Source organism: Sinorhizobium sp. B11 (assembly GCA_039725955.1).
Lineage (GTDB): Bacteria > Pseudomonadota > Alphaproteobacteria > Rhizobiales > Rhizobiaceae > Rhizobium.
Map to the genome: position 1 here is coordinate 881,808 of CP091034.1, position 22,358 is coordinate 904,165.

Below are 22,358 nucleotides of genomic sequence, written 5' to 3' on the forward strand. Positions count from 1 at the left end.
GGGTGCCTTCGGCCCCGCCTTTTTCTTTGCCGCAACGTGGCTCGCTGATTTATCGCTGGCCGGCCAGCCTCTCAAAGGCCGAAGGCTCGGGGATACCAAGATCCAGCTGATGGCGGATCGCCTCGGCGCATTCGAGCGCGGTCAGCACGGATGTGTCGACTTCTATATCGTAGAGACCTGGGCGATGCACTTCGTCCTGCCAGCGCTGCACCGGCTCCGGTACAGGCGTCTCCTCGGTGGCACGCAGGTAGAGGGTCTCGCGCCCGTCCTGATTGACCTCGCGCCGCTGCATGATCGTCTCGATAGGACATTTGACGCCGACGAACAGTACGGAAAATCCGTCGAGCCGCCTGGCGCAATCGCTGAGAATGCCGAGTGGCTGCGAATAGCTGTCGTGGTGGCCGAGATCGGCGACGACGTTGAGGCCCAATCCGGCATGGATGGCGATCGATTCGTAGAGCGCCGCGTAGAGGAACGGCACGAGTTCTTCGAGGTCCGGCCGTTCGCCGCCGGGCCTCAATCCGATACCGGGCAGGTAGCGCTCCGGCGTCATGGCATTATAACTGTCGACGCCGAGGTTGATCCACGGCCCCTCGAATTCTTCCTGGATTGCGCGCGCAATGCTGGATTTTCCGCTTCGCGGCGCACCGTTCAGGATAATGATCTGTCCGGCATGGCTTTCGTTGGTCATCAGTCTTCTTCTTCTGTTGGCGCGAATCACTGAGGCGAAAACGCGCAGGTATTTCCATTCGGGATGCGAATACTTTATGGGAGAGTTATGGCAGACGGCGAAAAGCCGTTTGCATGGAGATGGTCATGAATGAAGACAACGCGCAATTTCCCCCGGTCGATCCGGTCAAGACCGGCATCAGGGGATGCTGCCCGCGCTGTGGCCATGGCCAGCTTTTTGACGGCGTTCTCGGTCTGAAGCCGCGTTGCGCCGCCTGCGGGCTCGATTATTCCTTCGCCGATGCAGGCGATGGCCCGGCCGTCTTCGTCATTCTCATCGTTGGTTTCATCATCATCGGCTCGGTGCTCTGGCTTCAGGTCAATTATGCGCCGCCGATCTGGGTTCACATCCTGCTCTTTGGCCCGCTGACGATCATTCTGTCTCTGCTCGCACTGCGCTGGTGCAAGGGCATACTCATCGCCATGCAATATCGTCACAATGCCCGTGAGGGACGCCTGAGTGACTGACATCCAGAGCCCGGCTCCGCGCCGTAAGCTGCCGATCTTTACCGGCATCGCCGTTCTCATCGCACTCGCCATCCTGATCTCGCTCGGCACCTGGCAGGTGGAGCGCCTGCACTGGAAAGAAGGCCTGCTCGCCGATATTGCCGAGCGTCGTGTCGCAGCCCCGGTTCCGCTTGCCGATATCGAGTCCATGGCGTCTCAGGGCGGCGATATCGAATACCGCACGGTCACCGCCACCGGCCGCTATATCAACAACAAGGAGCGCCACTTCTTCGCTACCTGGCGCGGCCGGACCGGCTATTACATCTACACGCCGCTGCAGCTTGAGGACGGGCGCTATCTGTTCGTCAACAGAGGCTTCGTTCCCTACGAGAACAAGGAGCCGGAAATGCGCATGCAGGGCCAGCTGACCGATCAGCAGACGGTGACCGGCCTCGCGCGCGCCAAGCTTCCGGGAAAACCGTCCTCGCTGGTGCCGGACAATGACGTGGCGAAAAACATCTTCTACTGGAAGGATCTCGATGTGATGGCCTCCAGCGTCAATCTCGATAAGGCCAGCGTCATCCCGTTCTTCGTCGATGCCGATTCCACGCCCAACCCAGCGGGTTTTCCGATCGGCGGCGTCACGCAGGTCGATCTGCCGAACGACCATCTGCAATATGCCTTCACCTGGTATGGGCTGGCGGTGGTTCTCGCCGTCGTCGTCGCCATCTCCTGGTTTCGCCCCCGCAAGGGTGCTGCGCAATAGTATCGCTTCAATTCCGCCCCATATTGGGTTAGAGGTCCCTGAAGCTCAAACTGGGTATGTTATGAATATTGCGGCTAAACCTCCTTTGACGATCAGGCTTTGTGGTCCGCGAGGCTTCTGCGCCGGCGTCGACCGGGCAATCCAGATCGTCGTACTGGCGTTGAAGGCCTATGGCGCACCTGTCTATGTCCGCCATGAGATCGTGCATAACCGGTATGTCGTTGAAGGGCTGGAAGCAAAAGGTGCGGTCTTCGTCGAGGAGCTTGACGAGATCCCGGCCGAACACCGTGCCCAGCCGGTCGTCTTCTCCGCCCATGGTGTGCCGAAATCCGTGCCCGAGGATGCGAATGCCCGCAACCTCTTCTATCTCGACGCCACCTGTCCGCTGGTCTCCAAGGTTCACAAGCAGGCAATGCGCCACAATCGCCTCGGCCGCCACGTCATCCTGATCGGCCATGCCGGCCATCCGGAAGTGATCGGCACTATGGGCCAGCTGCCCGAAGGCACTGTCTCGCTCATCGAAACAGTCGAGGATGTGGATGCCTACGAGCCTGGTGATCCCGATAATCTCGGCTACGTGACGCAGACGACGCTCTCGGTCGACGATACCGCCGGCGTCATCAAGCGTCTGGAAGAGCGCTTTCCCAAGCTGCACGCGCCGGCTGCCGATTCCATCTGCTATGCCACGACCAACCGCCAGGAAGTAGTCAAGGAAGCCGCTCCCGGTTGCGATCTCTTCATCATCGTCGGCGCTCCGAATTCTTCCAATTCCAAGCGGCTCGTCGAAGTGGCGCTGCGGGCAGGAGCGAAGAAGTCGATCCTCGTGCAGCGCGCTTCCGAGCTCGACTGGGATGAGATCGGTCCGATTGCCACTCTCGGCCTCTCCGCCGGCGCTTCCGCCCCGGAAGTGATCGTCAACGAGATCATCGAGGCATTCCGCACTCGCTTCGACGCCCGTGTCGAGCTTGCCGAAACGGTTCAGGAAAACGAGCACTTCCTCGTTAACCGCGAACTGCGCAGCCTTGAGCTGACGACGGCTGACATGGCATTCGTGAACGGGGAATAGGGCGAGGGGAGTTCTCCTCCGCCGCACCCATCTGACAACATCGCCTCGACAGTGAGAGACCCACCTTGGCAGTTTATACCGATATCGCCGAAGACGAGCTGAAATGGTTTCTCACTGAATATGATGCTGGCCAGCTGCTCTCCTACAAGGGCATCGCCGAGGGCGTCGAGAATTCCAACTTCCTGCTCCATACGTCGAAGGCGCCGCTCATCCTGACGCTCTATGAAAAGCGGGTGGAAAAGAACGATCTGCCTTTCTTCCTCGGCTTGATGCAGCATCTGTCGGCAGGCGGCCTGTCTTGTCCGCTGCCATTGCCGCGCAAGGATGGCGCGTTGCTCGGCACGTTGTCGGGCCGTCCGGCCGCGCTCATTTCCTTCCTTGAAGGCATGTGGCTGAGGAAGCCGGAGGCAAAACACTGCCGTGAGGTCGGCAAGGCGCTGGCGCAGATGCATGTCGCTGGTGAAGGTTTTGTACTGACACGGCCGAATGCGCTGTCGCTTGATGGCTGGCAGATGCTCTGGGACAAGTCGGAGGAGCGCGCCGACGAGGTGGAGTTTGGCCTGCAGAATGAAATCCGCAGCGATCTCAATTTCCTGCGCGCCTATTGGCCGAAGGATCTGCCGGCCGGTGTCATCCACGCCGATCTTTTCCCCGACAACGTCTTCTTCCTCGGCGATGAGTTGTCGGGCCTCATCGATTTCTATTTCGCTTGCAATGATCTGCTGGCCTATGACGTCTCCATCTGCCTCAATGCCTGGTGCTTCGAAAAGGACGGCGCCTATAACATCACCAAGGGTACGCAGATGCTGGAGGGTTATCAGAGCGTGCGCCCTCTGAGCGAGGCAGAAATCAAGGCTCTCCCGGTCCTCTCTCGCGGTTCGGCGTTGCGCTTCTTCCTGACCCGTCTCTACGATTGGCTGACGACGCCCGAAGGCGCAATGGTCACCAAGAAGGATCCGTTGGAATATCTGCGCAAGCTGCGCTTTCATCGCCAGATTTCGTCGCCTGCGGAATACGGGTTGAGCCTATGAAGCACATCGATATCTTCACCGATGGCGCATGTTCCGGCAATCCAGGCCCGGGCGGCTGGGGCGCTGTGTTGCGTTACGGCGATGTGGAGAAGGAACTCTCCGGTGGTGAGGCTGAAACCACCAACAATCGTATGGAACTCATGGCTGCGATCTCCGCGCTCAGCGCACTGAAGGAGACTTGCGAGGTCGATCTCTACACCGACAGCGCCTATGTGAAGGACGGTATTTCCAAGTGGATTTTCGGCTGGAAGAAAAACGGCTGGAGGACCTCCGACAATAAGCCGGTGAAAAATGCGGAGCTCTGGCAGGCGCTGGAGGAAGCCCGCAACAGGCACAAGGTCACGCTCCATTGGGTCAAGGGCCATGCCGGCCACCCTGAGAACGAGCGCGCCGATGAGCTCGCCCGCAAGGGTATGGAACCTTTCAAGAAGAGCAAAAAGGCAGGCTGATCAGGCCGCCTGTCGCTGCTCGTTCGCGGCAGCCTGGATCAGCTCGTGCATATATTCCAGCTTCGCTACGACTGGCTGCGACAGCACGAAGGGATAGGAATCGGCTTGTCCCATGCTGCGCTGAATGGCGTTGATCGCCAGGCTGAGCGGCACCCAGGCGCTGACGAGCTGCTCGGCGCTCTGCGCCCGGTAAGGATTGAAATCCACCTCCGCTGCGATCTCTTCATGTCCGCGCGGGTCGATCGCTATGCCGAAACTGCGGGCCGTTTCCAGCGTATCGACGATGTGCAGGTAATGCGCGAAGCATTCCGCAAAATCCTCCCAGGGATGGACGGAGGCGTAGGCGCTGATGAAACTTTCCTGCCAGCCGGGTGCCGGCCCATTGGTGTAGCGCTCCTGAAGCGCTGCCGCATAATCCTGCCTTTCGTCGCCAAAGACGACGCGGAATGCGTCTAAGCCGTTGCGGTCACGCACCAGCTTGTCCCAGATGAAGTGCCCGGTCTCGTGACGGAAATGTCCAAGCAGGGTGCGATAGGGTTCATCCATTGCCGCGCGCGCCTGCTCGCGCGTCAGGTCATCTGCTTCGGCCGCACGGATGGCGATCAATCCTTCCTCGTGCCCGGTCATCGCCGGCACGATATTGCCGTCATTCTGGACGGCGTCTTCGAGGAAGTCGAAAACGAGGCCGCCTTGCGGATCTTCCTGCCGGTCGGGATGCGGCAGCTTCCAACGCAACAACGAGTAGAAGAGGTGGCGTTGTGCCTGGCTGATGCGCCGCCAGCGATCGATACCCTCCTGCGTGTCGGTATTCGGTACAAGTCGGTTATGTCGGCAGGCAATGCAGAAATCATTGCCGTCATCGACCAGCCAGTTGCAGATGTCGAGACCCGCATTGGCGCAAAACCGCACGAGCCGGTTCGGATCGGAGACGAGCTGCCAATTCACCTCGTCGCGTGATTCCAGCGCATGCATGGAAAGATCGCTGGCGAAAAAGCCCAGGCGATGGTTGCAGCGCACGCACAGCCTGTTGTCGAAATGAATGACCTGATCGCAATTGTCGCAGGTAAACAACCTCATGGCAGCCCCCTACAGGTAGGATATGACGGAAAATGCCCGCCGCACATGGGTGCGACAGGCATTGAACTGGGCATGAAACCGAAGGTCAGAGACGGTCGACAGCGCCCTTAAGCTTGTCCTTCACCTTGCCGCTTGCGACCTGGGCCTTGCCCTTGGCTTCCTGCATGCCACCCTTGGCCTGCATTTCACGGTCGCCGGTGGCCTTGCCGGCTGTCTTCTTTGCCTTTCCGGCCATCTCGTTGACCTTGCCGGAAATCTTATCGCCAGTGCTACCCATTTCGATGTCTCCTCTCGGATAGTCGCGGACGGGGTGCCCGCGCTTGCCGATTGGAAACGCCAATGGAAGAATTTCGTTCCGGAATGGTGCAGTCTCAGGCGTGGCCGGCTTCGGCCGAAAGCATGGCCGGTGTAATACCCATACTGGCAAGCGCCCGCTCATACTTGTCATCGAGGCAGCGATCGAAGATCAGCTCCTCATTGGCCGCGCAATTGAGCCAGCCGTTCGCGGCCACTTCGTTTTCGAGCTGGCCCGCACCCCAGGAGGAGTAGCCAAGCAGCATGGTGGCCCGCTTCGGGCCGCCACCCTTGGAGATGGCGCGCACGATATCGAGCGTCGCCGTCAGGCAGATATCGTCGCTGACGGGAATGGAGGAGTCGCTGATATAATCGTCGGAATGCAGCACGAAACCGCGACCGCTCTCGACCGGCCCGCCGGTCTGGATCGGAAATTCCCGGGCATCTTTCGGCAGCACGATGGAATCTTCCTGCTTGATCATATCGAGATGCAGCAGCACATCGGTGAAGGTAAGGCTCTGCGGGCGATTGATGACGAAGCCCATGGCGCCCGCATCCGAGTGGGCGCATATATAAATGACCGTGCGTGCGAAGTTTCGATCTTCCATGCCGGGCATGGCGATCAGGAACTGACCATCGAAAAATCCGCGTTCCCGTCTGTTCTTCAGCGTTGAAAGGGACATGGTTCCTCCTGCCGCCAGACTGCACTAAGGCTCCGACAAGAGAAACATGGGGCAATGTCACAAATCAATCAACTGAAAATGAAGATTTAAATGGGCGGGACTTCTAGCGGCAATTGGCGAGTTTCGGTAAACCCTTGTTCCATGAGAGTTATTTCATTACTTGTGCGGCCCTTGTTAATTGCAGTCGTTTCGGCTTCATCCATGCTTGGATTGTTGCGTGCGGCGCATGCGGAAATGAGCAACTGGGCGGAGAATGAGGGCGGCCGGATGCGTCTCGTGGCTCTGCCGCCGGACGCTGATGGCCATATAAGGGCCGGCCTCCAGATCGAGCCGAAGCCTGGCTGGATTACCTATTGGCGCGAGCCGGGCAATAACGGTATCCCCCCGCAGATCACCATCGTACCGCAAAGCGGCGTAACGCTTGACGCAATTTCCTATCCCGTCCCGAAATATATCTCCCGCGGCAAGGTCGAGGACATCGGCTATGATGCACCGGTAACCCTGCCACTTTCGCTGACGGCTTCGAAGGCAGGGCCGGTCGCAATAGACGCCACTGCGTTCATCGGCATCTGCAAGGATATTTGCATTCCTTTCCAGGCGCAGCTTTTACTGAAATTCGAAGCTGTTGCCCAATCGCGCCCGCAGGAGGAGATGATCCTTCGCGACGCTGCCGCCCGACTTCCCGAAGCCCCAACTGCCGATTTTAAGGTCGTGGCACACGCCGTATCGAGCGACCTCAAACAGCTCTCGTTGAAGATCACACTGCCGGAGGCGGGAGGCGGTACTCCCGATATCGTCGCGACCGGTCCCAGCGGCTATGCCTTTACGAAGCAGACGAATATCGGCCGCAGCGGCAATGCCTACTCCACCGATATTACGATCGGCAAGCTGCCGAAGAATTACGACATAAGGGGCAAGCAGTGGGGTGTGCTCGTCATTGACGGCACGCGCGCCATGGAAACCACGCTTGCCTTTGATTGACCGCATCTTATAGTCCCTGCCCATCCCTGCGGCCTTGCCGCGGCCAGCCTGAACCGAGGAGAAAATCCATGACCATCGCGATCGGCGACAAGCTTCCTGCCGCCACCTTCAAGGAAAAAACCACCGACGGCCCGGTCGAAACCACCACCGAGCAACTGTTCGCCGGTAAGCGCGTCGTGCTCTTTGCCGTGCCGGGTGCCTTCACGCCTACCTGTTCGCTGAACCATCTGCCGGGCTATCTGGAAAACCGCGATGCCATTCTCGCCAAGGGCGTCGACGATATTGCCGTCCTTGCCGTCAACGACTGGCATGTCATGGGCGCCTGGGCGCAGTCCTCGGGCGGCCTTGGCAAGATCCACTTCCTCGCCGATTGGGATGCCGGCTTCACCAAGGCGGTCGGCCTCGATGCCGATCTTTCCGGAGGCGGCCTCGGCGTGCGCTCCAAGCGCTATTCGATGCTGGTCGAGAACGGTGTCGTGAAGTCGCTCAATGTCGAGGAATCGCCCGGGCAGGCGACGGTTTCCGGTGCCGCGGCGATGCTCGAGCAGCTCTGACCCGGAACCATCGATGCTTGTGTGAAAGGCGCCTTCGGGCGCCTTTTTTATTTGTCGTTGAAACAGGCGTCGATATGGCACCGGTCGTCTTTGCCTCATTCTTGCCGCAATCGTTATAACATAACTGTAATGTTATTACATATAGGGAATGAGCAATGCCGACCGCCCCCCAACGTTTCGCCATCAGCAGCCTGCTCGGACAATCGGCGCTGCTGCGTGCCGGCGGCGCAATCATTATCGTTGCGCTCCTGTGGCTTGCGATCCATTGGGCGATCTTGCTGCCATGAGCGCGCCGGTCATCCGCCTCCACAATCTGACAGTTTCCTATGATCGCCACCCGGCGGTCCATCACCTCTCCGGCACGTTCCAGCCGGGGAGCCTGACGGCAATCGCCGGGCCGAACGGGGCGGGGAAATCCACGCTGCTGAAAGCGATTATGGGGGAACTGCGCCCGGCTGAGGGGCGAGTGGAGCACCGGCTGCAGCGCGCCGATTTCGGTTATCTTCCACAGGCAGCAGATATCAACCGGCGCTTTCCGATCTCCGTTCTGGATACGGTGCTGCTCGGAAGCTGGCGCTCGGCTGGTGCTTTCCGCAGCGTTGCGAAACAGGACGGTATGCGCGCCCGCGCCGCGCTCGGCATCGTCGGGCTGGAAGGCTTCGAGGCGCGCCACATCGGCTCGCTCTCGGCTGGCCAGTTCCAGCGCGTGCTCTTTGCCCGCCTGCTGTTGCAGGATGCCCGTGTCATCCTGCTCGATGAACCCTTCACCGCCATCGACGCCCGCACGACCAGGGACCTGCTCGATATCATCGCCCGCTGGCACGGCGACGGCCGGACAGTGATCGCCGTGCTCCACGATTTCGAGCAGGTGAGGGCGCATTTCCCGGAAACCCTGCTGCTCGCCCGCCGGCTGATCGGCTGGGGGATGACGCAGGAGGTCATGTCGTCAGCCAATCTGCTTGAGGCTCGCGCCATGGCCGAACGTTGGGACGAGGATGCCGAAGCCTGCGAGCCGGCGGCATGACGGCCTACGATATCTTCTTCGCTCCCTTTGCCGATTATGGCTTCATGCGCCGCGCGCTCGTCGCCTGCCTGTGCCTTGGTCTCGGCTCCGGCCCCATCGGCGTCTTCCTGATGCTGCGACGCATGAGCCTGATGGGAGACGCCATGAGCCATGCAGTGCTTCCGGGGGCGGCGATCGGCTATCTCGTTGCCGGCTCGCTGTCGCTGACTGCAATGGGCATTGGCGGACTTGTCGCTGGCCTTTCTGTCGCACTGCTGTCCGGCGTCGTCAGTCGCATGACCGTGCTTCAGGAAGACGCGAGCTTTGCGAGCTTCTATCTCGCCTCGCTGGCCCTCGGCGTGCTTATCGTCTCGCTGCGAGGCTCCAACATTGATCTGCTGCATGTGCTGTTCGGCACGATCCTTGCCATCGATGCACCGGCACTGACGCAGATCGGCGCCATCACATCGGTTACATTGCTGGCACTAGCGGTCATCTACCGACCGCTGGTCGCGGAATGTTTCGATCCGGGTTTCCTGCGTGCCGTCGCCGGGCGAGGCCCGGTCTATCATTTTCTCTTCCTGCTCTTGGTGGTGCTGAACCTTGTCGCGAGCTTCCAGGCGCTCGGCACGTTGATGGCCGTAGGCTTGATGATGCTGCCGGCCGCGATCGCCCAGCTCTGGTCGCGCAGTCTGCCGGCCATGATGGCGACAGCAGCGGTCAGCGCCGCAGCTTCCGGCTATCTCGGCCTCATCGCGTCCTATCACCTCGAGCTTGCCTCCGGCCCAACGATCATCATGACAGCGGCGCTGTTTTACGCGCTCTCCATCTTCTTCGCGCCGTCGGGCCTTGCCCGACGTTTCTTCCCCCGCCCGCATCTGAAGGGCTGATCACAGGAGCCATCAATGTTATCCCGCAGACTGCTTCTCTCCGCCGCCTTGCCCGTGCTGATGGTGCTTTCGGCCGTGCCGGCTTCGGCCGAAACGCTGAAGGTCGTCGCTTCCTTCACCGTGCTTGCCGATGTCGTCCGCCAGATCGGCGGCGATCACGTCAAGGTCACGAGCCTCGTCGGCCCGAACGGCGATCCCCATGAATTCGAGCCGTCGCCGGCCGATGCCAAAGCGCTGAACGCCGCAAAGGTCACCTTCGTCAGTGGCGAGGGGCTGGAAGGCTGGATGGATCGCCTCATCACCGCCTCCGGCTACAAGGGCAAACCCATCACGGTCTCTGAGGGCATCAACACCCGCACCATGGAAGAGGACGGAAAGACCGTCACCGATCCGCATGTCTGGAACAGCCCCGTGAACGTGAAGATCTGGGTCGCCAACATCGAAAAAGCGCTGTCCGCTGCCGATCCGGCCGATGCGGCAGCCTTCAAGGCCAATGCCGAAAAATATACGAAGAAGCTCGACGAGCTGGATGCCTATGCCCATGCCAAGCTCGACAAGATCGCCGATAACAGCCGCAAGGTGCTGACCAGTCACGATGCTTTCGGTTACTTCGGCCGGGAATATAATGTCAGCTTCCTGGCGCCTCTCGGCCTCTCCACCGAAAGCGAAGCGTCGGCCGCCGACGTTGCCAAGCTGATCGAGCAGATCAAGCAGGAACACGTGAAAACCTATTTCTTCGAAAACTCCAACGATCCGCGCCTCGTCAAGCAGGTTGCCACTGCGACGGGCGCCGAGCCGGGAGGTGAACTCTACGTCGAATCTCTCTCGGACTCGAAAGGCCCGGCTCCGACCTACGAGAAGATGTTCCGCTACAATGTCGACCAGCTCTCCGCCGCTATGGCGAAGTCGAGCTGAACTGACGGGAGCTTAGAGAACGAAATCGAAAACCAGGAGGCCCGCCAGGCCTCCATCCGTCGACGAGACGATGCGCTCGCCGACGGTCACATGCTCGGGATGCACGAGATAGGTATCACGAGCCTCGGGGCTTTCGAAGGTCACGGCAAAGCCGTCGACGAAACCGCCATGCAGCCCCTCGGGTGAAACATTCGGCCCGTATTTAATGTCAAGAATTCCCGGGATCACCTGCTTCAGCGCCACGATGGCGTCGAACAGCGCCTGCTTGTCGTCAGGCGTCATAGCGCTCTTCAGCCGCATGAATACGCAGTGCAGGATCATAAGGTACCTCCCGATATGTTTTCGGGCAGAATAGCGACGAAAACGACAAGGGCAACGATATTTCGCGCCCGCAGCTGCCAGACCCGTCGAAGGCCTACATCTGGTCCGCCACCGCCACCGCACGGTTATAGATCTTGCGGACGAGATCATGGGACAAGGCACGTGCAGCAGCCTTCTGCTCTTCCGTCATTGGCCTGCAGGTATCCTTGAGGTTGGAGCCGTCGATGACGGTCGCTGCCCCGGAATTGGCGATAACGATATGCCAGCTGCAAGCGGCCACCTTGTCGATGATCACGGCGCCCCGGCAACCGGTGGAGAGGCAGAAGGCTACGGTCACCTGCGCACCATGATCGCCCTTGTGGGCCAGCGCATAGGCGGCCGTGAAATCCTTCTTCAATTTTTCACAGCGCGCCGGCGCTGCTGCCGCCAGGCAGCTCAGCGCGGGCGGATGAATTTCGGCAGCGTAGACCGGAGAGACGCAAAATGGGCCCATCGAGAGGGCGAGCAGAAGCTTGAGCATCGAATTTTCCTTGTTGCGCTGAGGCAGAGGCGCATATCGGCAGCCAATGGTCAATGGCCGCCGCAGGCAAGGAAACCCGTATCGATCCAAGAGGTGCCAATCCCTCAGAAAATCCGGTGAAACAGGCTTTGGGATCAGGCCCGCTTCGTCAGCGGAAACCGTTCCCTCAGCAGTCGCAGCACCGATTCCGACGGCATCGGCGGACCGAAGAGATAGCTCTGGCCATAGCTGCAGCCCATCTTGGCAAGCTCGATCGCATCCTCGTTGGATTCGATGCCCTCGGCGACCACCTTCATCTCCAGCTCGCGCGCCATGGAGATCACCGATCTCAGCACGGTTGCCTTCTTGTCGCTGTTGTCGCGCACCAGCGCCTTGTCGAGCTTGATCGTGTCGAAGGGGAAGCGGGTGAGATAGGCAAGCGAAGAATAGCCTGTGCCGAAATCGTCGAGCGCCAGGCCAAGGCCTGCTTCCTTTAGCTTCTGCAGCACGAGACGGGCCTGTTCCGGATTTTCCATCACCATGGATTCCGTCAGTTCCAGTTTCAGCCTTGAAGGATCGCAATGGGTTTTCGCCAGCACCGAGCGGACGTCGTCGTAAAGCTCATTGTTGAGAAGCTGCACGCTGGAGAGGTTGATGGAGACGAAGATCGGTAGTTCGCCGGTCTGGTTCTGCCACCCCATCAGGTCGTTGGTCGCCTGTTCCAGCGCGAAGATGCCGAGCGCGCCGATGATGTCGGAAGCTTCGGCGATCGGGATGAATTCCGAGGGCGGGATATTGCCGCGTTTGGGATGTTCCCAACGCATCAGCGCCTCGAAACCGGCAATCTCGACATCCTCCAGCCGCGCGATCGGCTGGTAGACCATCGAAAGTTCCTTGCGTTCGATGGCGCGGCGCAGATCCGATTCAAGCTGCAGGCGGTCGGTGCCGAAATCGCGGAAGGCCGGCTGGAAAGGCTCGACGCGGTTGCCACCGGCGCGCTTGGCCCGATACATGGCAAGCTCGGCGTCGCTGAGCAGGCCGGATGCACTTTCCTGCTGGTCCACCCAGGAGGTGAGGCCGATCGAGGCGGTCAGGATGATCTCGCGGTTGGAGAAATTGATCGGCACCATGATCGCCTTGCTCATCGCATCGGCGAAATCCGCGACCTTGGCCGGATCGTGCTCGGAAACAAGGATGAGGCCGAACTGGTCGCCCGAGAGACGCGCCAGCGTATCCTGCGGTTTCAGAAGACGGCGGAGACGCCGGGTGAGTGCGATCAGGATATTGTCGCCCGCGGCCACTCCGAGCGAATCGTTGACCAGCTTGTAGCGGTCGATGTCGATCACCATCACGGTCGGACGCAGCGTCTCGCCACCCGGTGCCAGCGTCAGCACCGACTGCAGGCGGTCTATGAAGACCTGCCGGTTCGGCAGGCCCGTCAGGTTATCGTGCAGCGCATCGTGCAGCAGCCGCTCGACGGAGTTCTTCTGCTCGGTCACATCGACGATCGTGCCGACGCAGCGAATGATTTCGCCGTTCGAGCCGAGCACCGGCCGGGCACGGATCAGGAGCCAATGGAAGTGCCCGTCTTCGGCGCGGATGCGGAACTCGTGGTTCAGCCGGCCGCGGCGATGTTCCAGGAGCACGTCAAGCGTTGCCCGGAAACGGTCGCGATCGTCAGGGTGCAGCCGCGGCAGCCAGTTGCGCGCCGCGCCATGCATTGTGCCCGGCGAAAGCCCGAGTTTTACGGAAACATCGGGAATGGTGACGACACGGTCGCGCGCTACGTCCCAGTCCCACACCATGTCGCCGGAGCCCGTCAGCGCCAGCGACTGGCGTTCGAGATCGGAGAACAGGCCCTGCTGGAAGGCGCCGCCAGCAAAGGCGTGCTGCATCACGGTGAAACCGATCAGGAGCACGATGAGGACGAGACCACCGCCGAGTGCGGGCTGAATGATGTCATTGTCGAGCCGGCCGGTGATCGTCATCCACGCGCCAAACAGCCACACAAGCGTCAGCGCCCAGGCAGGCACAAGCAGGATGGCGCGGTCATAGCGGTTGAAGCCGAGGTAAATAATCAGCAGGAGGCCGGTTGCCGCCGTCAGTGCGAAGGAGAGCCGAGCAATGCCGGCCGCAATCGAGGGATCATAGATCGCAACGCCGAAGAGCAGCGCAAGACCCAGCACCCAGGCAAGCGTGGCGTAACCCAGATGCACATGCCATCGGTTGAGATTGAGATAGGTGAAGAGGAAGATCACGAAACTCGAGGCGAGCGCCACCTCCGCACAGGCGCGCCATATTCGTTGATCCGCCGAGGCGACGCTGATCAGCTTTCCAAGGAAGCCGAAGTCGACGCAGATATAGCCGAGCACCGCCCAGGCGAGTGCCGCCGTCGCCGGCAGCATCGAGGTTCCCTTGACGACGAAAAGGATGGTCAGGAAAACCGCCAGCAGGCCGGCAATGCCGAGCACGATGCCGCGATAGAGCGTGAAGGCGTTGATCGTGTCCTTGTAGGCATCCGGCTCCCACAGATAGATCTGCGGCAGGTCGGGTGTCGCAAGCTCGGCCACGAAGGTGATGACGGCACCGGGGTTCAGCGTGATGCGGAAGACGTCCGCTTCGTCGCTCGGCTGGCGGTCGAGTGCAAAACCTTCGCTGGGGGTAATGGCAATGATGCGCTGCGAGCCGAGATCGGGCCAGAACAGCTTGGAATTGACGAGACGGAAGTGCGGCGCGACGATGACGCGCTCAAGCTGCTCTTCCGAGACATTGGCAAGCGCAAAGACTGCCCAGTCGCCCTGATGGTTTTCCGAACTTGCCCGCACTTCGATACGCCGGCGGATACCATCGGCGCCGGCCGCGGTGGAAACCTGGAAGGCTTCGCCCTGGTTGGCGTAGATTTCGGTCGTGGCAGTCAGGTCCAGCGCAGTATCGTCGCGGGAAATCTTTACCGGTTCGGCCGCCTGCACGGTTCCCGCCGCAAGGGCGAATACCGACAGGAGAAGGGCTGCGATCACCGTGATCACTCGTCCGGACGGTGACGTCAGCAGCATGCGGTCTTTGTTCATCGGCTGTTGGGTTTCCTGCCTGTATCCGCGTCACTGGCCAGACGTGAAAACATCACGTGATCATGCCACTGACCGTTGATCTTCAAATATCCGCGCAGGTAGCCTTCCCGCTGGAACCCGGCTTTCTCAAGCAGGCGAATGCTCCGTGCATTGTCTGGAATACAGGCTGCTTCAATACGGTGCAACTCAAGCCCGGCGAAGATATAAGGAATAACCAGTTGAAGTGCGGCAAACATATGGCCCTGGCCGGCAAAACGCTCGCCCATCCAATAGCCGATCATGCAGCTTTGGGCCGCACCCCGGCGGATATAGCCGATGGTGACGCCGCCAACGAGCGTCATGTCCTTTCTTAGAAAAATGAAGAGCGGGACCGCCTGTCCCGAAGCATATTCCTGTTTGCCGCGGATCACCCGGGCGCGAAACGATCCCTCGGTCAGCTCGTCGCGCCGCCATGTCGGCTCCCAGGGCTCCAGAAATCGGCGGCTATCGGCGCGAAGCCGGTGCCACTGGCTGAAATCCTGATAGCGCGGTAGGCGCAGGACATATTTATCGTTTTCGAGTTCGACCGCTTCAGGCTGTCGCGATAGGAACCGAAAAACCGATTTTGGCATCGATACCCCTCGGCGCAACGGATGTGTCGGTCAGAGGCTCGCCTGCTTCGTCTTCGGTGCCGGGACCGAAAGCGAGGCGGTGATGTCTTCCATCGGGGCAAGCTGCTCAAGCGGACCGATCGCCGAAAGCGTCGGAACGGTGTCGTAGAACAGGCGACCCGCTAGGTCGGTCAGACGCTCTATGGTGATGCCTTCCAAGCGCTCCATCATCTCCGGATTGGAGATCGGGCGACCGTAAAGCATCATCTGCCGGGCGACCTGGCCGGCGCGGGCGGCGGGGCTTTCCTGGCCCATGAGAAGCTGGGCGCGGATCTGCGCACGGGCGCGCTCGATTTCCTTCTGGTGGATGCTGTCGGCCGACTTGTGCAACTCGTCGATGATGACAGGCACCAGTTCCGGCAGGTTCTCGCCACCGGTTGCGGCATGTATGCCGAAGATGCCGGTATCGGAAAAGCCCCAGTGGAAAGCGTAGACTGAATAACAGAGGCCACGAAATTCGCGCACTTCCTGGAAGAGGCGGGAGGACATGCCGCCACCGAGGATATTCGCGAGGATCTGTGAGCAATAGAAATCGCGGGCGTGGTAGGCCTTGCCCTCGAAGCCGAGCAGTATCTGCGCGTCCATGAGGTCGCGCGGCTCACGCACATTGCCGCCGATGTAGCGCGCTGGCTCCATGACCGGCGGCGCATTGGGCGTGGTCGGCAGGCTGGCGAAGCGGTCTTCGACCAAGCGAACGAATTCGTCATGCTCGACGGCGCCCGCCGCCACCACGAACATCCGGTCGGTCGTGTAGTTGCGGCCGAGATAGGTGCGGATCTGCTGCGGCGTGAAGGAAACGACGGTTTCCGGCGTGCCGAGGATCGGTCTCCCGAGCGTCTGGCCGCGATAGGCGACCTCGGAGAAGCGGTCGAAGACGACGTCGTCGGGCGTGTCGTTGGCCGCGTTGATCTCCTGCAGGATGACCTGCTTCTCGCGTTCCAGCTCTTCTTCCTCGAAGGCGGATTCCGTCAGGATATCGGCGAGGATATCGACGGCGAGCGGTACATGATCCTTCAGGACACGGGCATAATAAGAGGTCGTCTCGGTGGAGGTCGCAGCGTTCACTTCGCCGCCGACATCCTCGATTTCCTCGGCGATCTCGCGGGCGGAGCGGCGTGCCGTTCCCTTGAAGGCCATGTGTTCGAGCAGGTGGGCAATACCGTGTTCGTCTTCCGTCTCATTACGCGAACCTGATTTGATCCAGACTCCGAGCGCAGCGCTTTCAAGGTGCGGCATGGTCTGTGTGACTACTGTCAGCCCGGATTTGAGCCGGGTGCACTCAACTGTCATGTGCTATCTTTCTGCGCTTGCCGTCATCTAGCTGCGGGCATGCTTGCCGATAAAGGTTTCAACCGCTTTGAGCTCGGGCTCGATGATCTGGAAGCGCTCCTCCCTGTGCATCACATCAGCAAGCCACGTCGGAAGCGCCGGGTCAATACCGGAGGCGGATTTTACGGCAGCGGGGAATTTCGCCGGATGCGCAGTCGCAAGCGTCACCATCGGCGTATTCGGCTTTTCCCGCTTGGCGGCGACGAAGACGCCGATCGCGGAATGCGGATCGAGGAGATAGCCGGTTTCTTCATAGGTCTTGCGGATCGTTTCTGCCACCTGCCGCTCGCTTGCGCGACCGGCACGGAAATCCTTCTTGATGAATTTCAGCGCTTCGGGCGAAATTTCGAAGCCATTGGATTGCTTGAGGCTTTCCATTGCGGCGCGAACCTTGGAGGCGTCGCGATCATAGGCTTCGAACAGCAGCCGCTCGAAGTTCGAGGATATCTGGATATCCATGGAAGGAGAGGTCGTGGCCTTCACCGACTTCATGTCATAGCGGCCGGTTTTCAGCATGCGCGCCAGAATATCGTTCTCGTTGGTGGCGATGACGAGCTTGTCGATCGGCAGGCCCATGCGCTTGGCACAGTAGCCGGCGAAGATATCGCCGAAATTGCCCGTTGGCACCGTGAACGAGATCTTCCGGTCCGGCCCGCCGAGTGCGATCGCCGTCGTGAAATAATAGACGATCTGGGCCATGATACGCGCCCAATTGATCGAATTGACGCCCGAGAGCTTCACCTTGTCGCGGAAGGCCGTGTCATTGAACATGGCTTTGACGAGGTTCTGGCAATCGTCGAAATTGCCTTCCACGGCAAGCGCGTGCACGTTGCCTGATGTCGACGTCGTCATCTGGCGCTGTTGTACGGGCGAAACCTTGCCATGCGGGAAGAGGATGAAGATGTCGGTGCGCTCGCGGTTGGCAAAAGCATCGATCGCGGCACCACCCGTATCGCCCGAAGTGGCGCCGACGATGGTTGCCCGCTCGCCGCGCTTCTCCAGCGCGTAATCCATCAGGCGGGCAAGAAGCTGCATCGCCACATCCTTGAAGGCGAGCGTCGTGCCGTGGAACAGTTCCATCACGAAACTGTTCGGACCGGTCTGTACCAGCGGCGCGATCGCCGGATGGCGGAAAGTGCCGTAGGCCTCGTCGATCATCGCCCGGAAGGTTTCGTCCGGGATTTCACCATTGGTGAAGGGCGAAAGGATGGTGAAGGCGATCTCCTGATACGTCTTGCCGCGCAGCGCCCGGATTTCCTTTTTGGAAAAACTCGGCCATTTGCGCGGAACATAGAGCCCGCCATCGCGCGCCAGCCCTGCCAGAAGGGCGTCGCAAAAGCCGAGGGAAGGGGCCTCGCCGCGGGTCGAGATATAGTCCACGTTCGTCATCCTTGATCTATGGCTGGAGAGTTTCCGCGCGAAAAACGGACAGTCGCCGCGTTGAAAAGAGGGAGCTTGCCGGCTCGCCGGGGCATTGCCGCAGGTATGTTATTGAAGTTGCCCGCATCCGGCGCCGAAAAGTGCATCAAAACGGTGCTTACCCAATCGATTTTTCTTTGCGCCGCTGATATAGACCATCGCCAACTGTCATGAAAGGCCTTGCGGGAAAGTCGCAAGCACCTAGAAGAAAAGCGTCTGCAAGGGGTGGAATATCGTGCTCGGCAAGGTCTCGCGTCTCATTGTTTCTGCATCGCTTTTTGCCGCCCTTGCCGGCTGCAATTCGCTTGGCCTCGGCGGCGACAGCAAGCCTGAGGCGACCGCCGCGGCAACCGGCCCGGCGCCGCTTCAGCCGAATGGCGATGCCCAGATCATGCCGGTCGCACCGACCAATCCTTCGTCGAACCAGGCCCCGATCGGCACCGGCGTTACCGCACAAGGCAGGGTCGCGCCGGTGGTTCAGGGCGCTTGCCCGCAGATATTCATGCGCGATCAGGATGCGATCTATCGCACCTATGCGAAGGGCGCAAAGACCGGCGACCCGCAGCAAGTGGTCTTCCAGGCATCCTTCGGTGACTACACCCGCCAGTGCACGCTGAACGATACGGCACTTTCGATGACCGTCGTGGCGCAGCTTCGCCTCGTCGCCGGCCCGGGCGGCGCCTCCGGCCCGGTCACCCTGCCGATCCGCATCTCGGTGCTGGATGGTCAGGATGTTTTGTCGTCCGAAGTCGTGAATTTCCCAGCCCAGATCCCGGCCGGCGCACCGGCCACCCAGGTCATCTTCCGCCATGAAGGGATCAAGATGCCGGTCGGCTCCGGTGCTCTCGTGCGCGTCAATGTCGGTTTCGACACTCAGCCCCCCAAGAACGCAAAGAACTCGAAGAAGAAGAGCAGCTGAAGCATCGGCCGCTTGATCACTCCTGTAAGACCCAACGCGCCCATTGGCGTGCTACGTGCTGCCGCGCGACAAACATCACCCTAGATGCAAAAAAGCCCGCAGGTTGCGGGCTCCCGGTGCGGATTTCTTCCGCTAGAGTTTCAAGGCTGCGCCCTTAAAGCACGCCTTCCCACTCCGCCAACGCGGCGACAACGCCGGGCAGATCGTTCATGCGTGAAATCACCGTCTCTGCGCCCGCATCCGTCAACTTGTCGGCATGCGATGGATAGGTATGCGAGCCGCCGGTGAAGCCGATAACCCGCATGCCTGCCGCACGCGCGGCATGAACGCCATGGGTGGAATCTTCGACAACGACAGTCCTGGAAGGCGAAACGCCCATCTGGCTGGCGCCATGCAGGAAAATATCCGGCTTTGGCTTGGCACGATCTGGGCCGAGATCCTTGGCGGAGAAGATGTTTGGTGCAAAGAGCTGCTTCAGGCCGACCTTGCCAAGCATCATGTCGAGCCGCTTGCTCGAGGAATTGGAGCAGATGCACCGCTTCATCGGAAGGCGACCGACGGCATATTCGACACCGGGGATAGCCTGTACTTCCTGTTCGAGCCGCACGTCCAGGATCTGCTGCGACTTGTCGAGCAGGGATGCCGAGATCGGAATGCTGGCCTCGCGCTCGATCTGGAAGAGTATGTCCTGCCAGGTCAGGCCGGCGAAGCGCTCGTTCATCTCCTCGACGCTGATCGGAAAGCCTGCTTCGGTCAGCAACACCGATTCCACGTTGGCAGCGATGATTTCGGAATCGACCAGAACGCCGTCGCAGTCGAAGATGATGAGGTCGAAGCCGTCCATATACTCATGCCTTATTCGGGGATGATGCGGCTTTACACGATGGCCGCCGAAAGCTCAATCGGCTGCACGGCATGGCTGGAATGCATTGTGCGGGCAGCTTTGCCGCGAGCAGGTTCCGTGCCACCTCGACAAGTCCTGCAGGGCTCGCTACTTGATGGCAATGAGCAGGGAACCTGAAGACACCATCACCGCGCGCATCGCCCGCGTGCTTGCAGAGCGCATCGTCCATGGCGAGATTGCGCCTGGCGCTCGTCTTCGACAGGACCATATTGCCGAGGAGTTCGACACCAGCCATGTGCCGGTACGCGAGGCTTTCCGTCGGCTGGAGGCGCAGGGACTGGCGATCAGCGAGCCGCGCCGTGGCGTTCGCGTCGCCTCCTTTGATCTCGCCGAGGTGCGCGAGGTCGCTGAAATGCGCGCCGCACTCGAAGTGCTTGCTTTGACACATGCCAGCCGCCACCTGACGCCCGCCATTCTTGACGCTGCGGAGGAGGCGACACGCGAAGGCGATGCCGCTGCCGATGTGCATGCCTGGGAAGAGGCGAACCGCCGCTTCCACCGCCTGATCCTCACCCCTTGCGCCATGCCGCGCCTGCTCGCCTCGATCGACGACCTCCATGCGGCAAGTGCCCGCTTCCTGTTTTCCGCCTGGCGATCCGGTTGGGAAAAACGTACGGATCACGATCACAGGGCCATCCTTGCCGCACTTCGTCAGGGCAAGGCGGAGGAGGCTGCCGCCATCCTGCAGAAGCATGTGCAGTGGATCGGACGTGCCCCGCAACCCGCCCAGAAGGGCGGCGAACGTGAAGCTTTTGCTATCGTCGGCTGAATTCTCAAAATTGTAGGTACCTGAGCGAGTTTTGCACCAAGGTCGCTCGCAACCATTCAGGAATACGCGTGTCGCGCCTTAGCCTTCCAGCGGAAAGAGCTTGAGGAACTGCCGCTCACCCTCGGGTGAAAAGACCACAGAGCGGCTTTCCGGTATCCGCCTTGCCCAGCCGTTCTCCATGAAATTCGAAAGCAGCGCCTTGCCGAGGCTGCCGGCAAGATGGGCGCGGCGTTCGCTCCAGTCGAGGCAGGAGCGGCAGAGCGGCCGGCGGGAGGACTTGAGGCTGCCGACATCGATGCCGATACATTGCAGATCGCTCTCGCCTTTCGCCGTCACCGCAAGCCCGTCGCCGATGGCATCGATCGACCCGGAGGCAACGAGGCTGTCCAGCATGCGCACGCCAAAATCGCCCGCCAGATGATCGTAGCAGATACGCGCCTTGCGCAGTGCCGGGTCCTTCGGACCAGGCTGATGGCGCAGATGCCCTCGGCTTGCCGCAAGGCCCATCATGCTTTCGATCAGCCGCGCGACTGCCTCGTCGGCGAGCGTGAAGTAGCGGTGTCGCCCCTGTTTGCGCTGCGCCAGCAAGCCGCCGGCTTCGAGTTTTGAAAGGTGCGTGCTTGCGGTCTGCAGGGTGATGCCGCCAGCCGCAGCAAGTTCGGTTGCCGTCAGCGCACGCCCGCCGGTCAGCGCCGCCAGCATATTGGCGCGCGCCGGATCGCCGATGAGCGCGCCGATCTGAGCAATGTCAGGCCCTTCTTTCATACTTCGATCGTAACCGAAGCATTCTCGTACGGCAACGTGCGAAAACGCTTCTCACACGAAAGGAGAAAACGATGATCACTTGCTTTATCCGCTACGAGATCGACCCGTTCCGCAAGGATGCCTTTGCCGAATATGCCCGCAACTGGGGGCAGGCGATCCCGAGAAACGGCGCCGACCTGATCGGCTATTTCGGCCCGCACGAGGGTTCCGCGACGACGGCGTACGGTGTCTACAACATCGAAAGCCTGACAGCCTATGAGGCCTATCGCGCAAGACTTGCCGCCGATCCGCTCGGTCGGGAGAACTACGAATTCGCCCGCCGTGAACGCTTCATCCTGAAAGAGGACCGCATCTTCCTGAAGAATGTCTCGGCCCCACATACGAGACTGGTACTGCCATGATCGCCGTCATCTTCGAAGTCATCCCCTATGTCGGCGAACGCCATCGCTATCTCGACCTAGCCGGCGAACTCAGATCCGAACTCGAAAAGATCGACGGCTTCATCTCCATCGAGCGTTTCGAGAGCCTGACTATGCGCGGCAAGATCCTCTCGCTCTCGTTCTTCAGGGACGAAGAGGCGGTCCGCGAGTGGCGCAATCTCGAGGCCCATCGCGCGGCCCAGAAGGCCGGCCGCAACGGCATTTTCGCAGACTATCGCCTGCGTATCGGCCAGGTGATCAGGGATTATGGCATGATCGAGCGGGCCGAAGCACCTGAAGACAGCAGGCACGTCCATAGCCTTCATGTAGTGGAATGAAAGGGGCAGGCACCGGCCTGTGCCTGCCTCTCTCCTACGCGCAAACCCGAATATTTTCCCGAAACGGGTCGAT

26 protein-coding genes are annotated in these 22,358 nt (G+C 60.6%); 14 read left to right on the forward strand and 12 right to left on the reverse strand.

Annotation, left to right across the window (positions count from 1 at the left end):
• Positions 1 to 49 precede the first annotated feature (49 nt).
• Positions 50 to 691, reverse strand: coding sequence for a chloramphenicol phosphotransferase (locus LVY75_14090; protein XAZ24342.1), 642 nt, complete (start codon positions 689 to 691; stop codon positions 50 to 52).
• 125 nt (positions 692 to 816) lie between these two features.
• On the opposite strand from LVY75_14090, the gene LVY75_14095 reads away from it, so the two are divergent.
• From LVY75_14095 to rnhA, 5 genes are all read left to right on the forward strand, one after another.
• Positions 817 to 1,197 carry a DUF983 domain-containing protein gene (locus LVY75_14095; GenBank protein XAZ24343.1) on the forward strand — a complete coding sequence of 127 codons (381 nt, stop codon included), beginning with the start codon at positions 817 to 819 and terminating at the stop codon, positions 1,195 to 1,197.
• The gene (locus LVY75_14100) at positions 1,190 to 1,942 is read left to right on the forward strand and encodes an SURF1 family protein (GenBank protein XAZ24344.1); all 753 of its coding nucleotides are present in this window, start codon (positions 1,190 to 1,192) and stop codon (positions 1,940 to 1,942) included. The genes LVY75_14095 and LVY75_14100 overlap by 8 nt, the downstream gene beginning before the upstream one ends.
• A 61-nt stretch (positions 1,943 to 2,003) precedes the next feature.
• On the forward strand, positions 2,004 to 3,008 hold the full coding sequence (gene ispH / locus LVY75_14105) for a 4-hydroxy-3-methylbut-2-enyl diphosphate reductase (protein XAZ24345.1): 1,005 nt from the start codon (positions 2,004 to 2,006) through the stop codon (positions 3,006 to 3,008).
• Between the two features lie 65 nt (positions 3,009 to 3,073).
• Positions 3,074 to 4,039: a homoserine kinase gene (locus LVY75_14110; GenBank protein ID XAZ24346.1), complete on the forward strand. Its 966-nt coding sequence runs from the start codon at positions 3,074 to 3,076 to the stop codon at positions 4,037 to 4,039.
• Positions 4,036 to 4,488: a ribonuclease HI gene (gene rnhA, locus LVY75_14115; GenBank protein ID XAZ24347.1), complete on the forward strand. Its 453-nt coding sequence runs from the start codon at positions 4,036 to 4,038 to the stop codon at positions 4,486 to 4,488. Before LVY75_14110 ends, rnhA begins: the two co-directional genes overlap by 4 nt.
• Here rnhA and LVY75_14120 read toward each other — a convergent pair whose 3' ends face one another.
• From LVY75_14120 to LVY75_14130, 3 genes are all read right to left on the reverse strand, one after another.
• Positions 4,489 to 5,565, reverse strand: coding sequence for a putative zinc-binding metallopeptidase (locus LVY75_14120; protein XAZ24348.1), 1,077 nt, complete (start codon positions 5,563 to 5,565; stop codon positions 4,489 to 4,491).
• 85 nt (positions 5,566 to 5,650) lie between these two features.
• Positions 5,651 to 5,842 (reverse strand): CsbD family protein, encoded by a 192-nt coding sequence (locus LVY75_14125; protein ID XAZ24349.1) that lies wholly within the window; start codon positions 5,840 to 5,842, stop codon positions 5,651 to 5,653.
• Positions 5,843 to 5,936: 94 nt separating this feature from the next.
• Complete coding sequence (locus tag LVY75_14130) at positions 5,937 to 6,542, reverse strand: YqgE/AlgH family protein (GenBank protein XAZ24350.1); 606 nt, start codon at positions 6,540 to 6,542, stop codon at positions 5,937 to 5,939.
• Positions 6,543 to 6,683: 141 nt separating this feature from the next.
• On the opposite strand from LVY75_14130, the gene LVY75_14135 reads away from it, so the two are divergent.
• The 5 genes from LVY75_14135 (at position 6,684) to LVY75_14155 (ending at position 10,885) form a co-directional block, all read left to right on the forward strand.
• Positions 6,684 to 7,523, forward strand: coding sequence for a cytochrome C biogenesis protein (locus LVY75_14135; protein XAZ24351.1), 840 nt, complete (start codon positions 6,684 to 6,686; stop codon positions 7,521 to 7,523).
• A 68-nt stretch (positions 7,524 to 7,591) separates the two neighbouring features.
• Entirely contained in the window at positions 7,592 to 8,077 is a 486-nt protein-coding gene (locus LVY75_14140; protein XAZ24352.1) for a peroxiredoxin, read from the forward strand.
• A gap of 283 nt (positions 8,078 to 8,360) precedes the next feature.
• Positions 8,361 to 9,101, forward strand: a complete 741-nt coding sequence (locus tag LVY75_14145) for an ABC transporter ATP-binding protein (protein XAZ24353.1) — start codon at positions 8,361 to 8,363, stop codon at positions 9,099 to 9,101.
• Positions 9,098 to 9,970, forward strand: a complete 873-nt coding sequence (locus tag LVY75_14150) for a metal ABC transporter permease (GenBank protein ID XAZ24354.1) — start codon at positions 9,098 to 9,100, stop codon at positions 9,968 to 9,970. Before LVY75_14145 ends, LVY75_14150 begins: the two co-directional genes overlap by 4 nt.
• A gap of 15 nt (positions 9,971 to 9,985) precedes the next feature.
• Positions 9,986 to 10,885 carry a zinc ABC transporter substrate-binding protein gene (locus LVY75_14155; protein XAZ24355.1) on the forward strand — a complete coding sequence of 300 codons (900 nt, stop codon included), beginning with the start codon at positions 9,986 to 9,988 and terminating at the stop codon, positions 10,883 to 10,885.
• A gap of 12 nt (positions 10,886 to 10,897) precedes the next feature.
• On the opposite strand, the gene LVY75_14160 is transcribed toward LVY75_14155, so the two are convergent.
• The 6 genes from LVY75_14160 to thrC form a co-directional block, all read right to left on the reverse strand.
• The gene (locus tag LVY75_14160) at positions 10,898 to 11,206 is read right to left on the reverse strand and encodes a Dabb family protein (GenBank protein XAZ24356.1); all 309 of its coding nucleotides are present in this window, start codon (positions 11,204 to 11,206) and stop codon (positions 10,898 to 10,900) included.
• Positions 11,207 to 11,300: 94 nt separating this feature from the next.
• The gene (locus LVY75_14165) at positions 11,301 to 11,726 is read right to left on the reverse strand and encodes a hypothetical protein (GenBank protein ID XAZ24357.1); all 426 of its coding nucleotides are present in this window, start codon (positions 11,724 to 11,726) and stop codon (positions 11,301 to 11,303) included.
• A gap of 134 nt (positions 11,727 to 11,860) precedes the next feature.
• A complete protein-coding gene (locus LVY75_14170) occupies positions 11,861 to 14,773 on the reverse strand; it encodes a sensor domain-containing phosphodiesterase (protein ID XAZ24358.1) in 2,913 nt (970 codons plus the stop codon).
• Entirely contained in the window at positions 14,770 to 15,384 is a 615-nt protein-coding gene (locus tag LVY75_14175) for a GNAT family N-acetyltransferase (GenBank protein ID XAZ24359.1), read from the reverse strand. The genes LVY75_14170 and LVY75_14175 overlap by 4 nt, the downstream gene beginning before the upstream one ends.
• Positions 15,385 to 15,414: 30 nt before the next feature.
• Complete coding sequence (locus LVY75_14180) at positions 15,415 to 16,713, reverse strand: insulinase family protein (GenBank protein ID XAZ24360.1); 1,299 nt, start codon at positions 16,711 to 16,713, stop codon at positions 15,415 to 15,417.
• 27 nt (positions 16,714 to 16,740) lie between these two features.
• A complete protein-coding gene (gene thrC / locus LVY75_14185) occupies positions 16,741 to 18,141 on the reverse strand; it encodes a threonine synthase (protein XAZ24361.1) in 1,401 nt (466 codons plus the stop codon).
• 262 nt (positions 18,142 to 18,403) lie between these two features.
• On the opposite strand from thrC, the gene LVY75_14190 reads away from it, so the two are divergent.
• On the forward strand, positions 18,404 to 19,090 hold the full coding sequence (locus LVY75_14190; GenBank protein XAZ25718.1) for a hypothetical protein: 687 nt from the start codon (positions 18,404 to 18,406) through the stop codon (positions 19,088 to 19,090).
• A 154-nt stretch (positions 19,091 to 19,244) separates the two neighbouring features.
• On the opposite strand, the gene LVY75_14195 is transcribed toward LVY75_14190, so the two are convergent.
• Positions 19,245 to 19,934 (reverse strand): HAD-IA family hydrolase, encoded by a 690-nt coding sequence (locus LVY75_14195; protein ID XAZ24362.1) that lies wholly within the window; start codon positions 19,932 to 19,934, stop codon positions 19,245 to 19,247.
• Positions 19,935 to 20,094: 160 nt separating this feature from the next.
• Here LVY75_14195 and LVY75_14200 point away from each other — a divergent pair, with 160 nt between their 5' ends.
• Positions 20,095 to 20,763, forward strand: a complete 669-nt coding sequence (locus tag LVY75_14200; GenBank protein ID XAZ24363.1) for a GntR family transcriptional regulator — start codon at positions 20,095 to 20,097, stop codon at positions 20,761 to 20,763.
• A gap of 78 nt (positions 20,764 to 20,841) precedes the next feature.
• Here the strand turns inward: LVY75_14200 and LVY75_14205 are convergent, their stop codons facing one another.
• Positions 20,842 to 21,528 (reverse strand): ArsR family transcriptional regulator, encoded by a 687-nt coding sequence (locus tag LVY75_14205; protein XAZ24364.1) that lies wholly within the window; start codon positions 21,526 to 21,528, stop codon positions 20,842 to 20,844.
• 71 nt (positions 21,529 to 21,599) lie between these two features.
• Here LVY75_14205 and LVY75_14210 point away from each other — a divergent pair, with 71 nt between their 5' ends.
• Both LVY75_14210 and LVY75_14215 read left to right on the forward strand, forming a co-directional pair.
• A complete protein-coding gene (locus tag LVY75_14210) occupies positions 21,600 to 21,929 on the forward strand; it encodes an NIPSNAP family protein (protein XAZ24365.1) in 330 nt (109 codons plus the stop codon).
• Positions 21,926 to 22,285 (forward strand): antibiotic biosynthesis monooxygenase, encoded by a 360-nt coding sequence (locus LVY75_14215; GenBank protein ID XAZ24366.1) that lies wholly within the window; start codon positions 21,926 to 21,928, stop codon positions 22,283 to 22,285. Before LVY75_14210 ends, LVY75_14215 begins: the two co-directional genes overlap by 4 nt.
• The last annotated feature ends 73 nt before the right edge of the window (positions 22,286 to 22,358 follow it).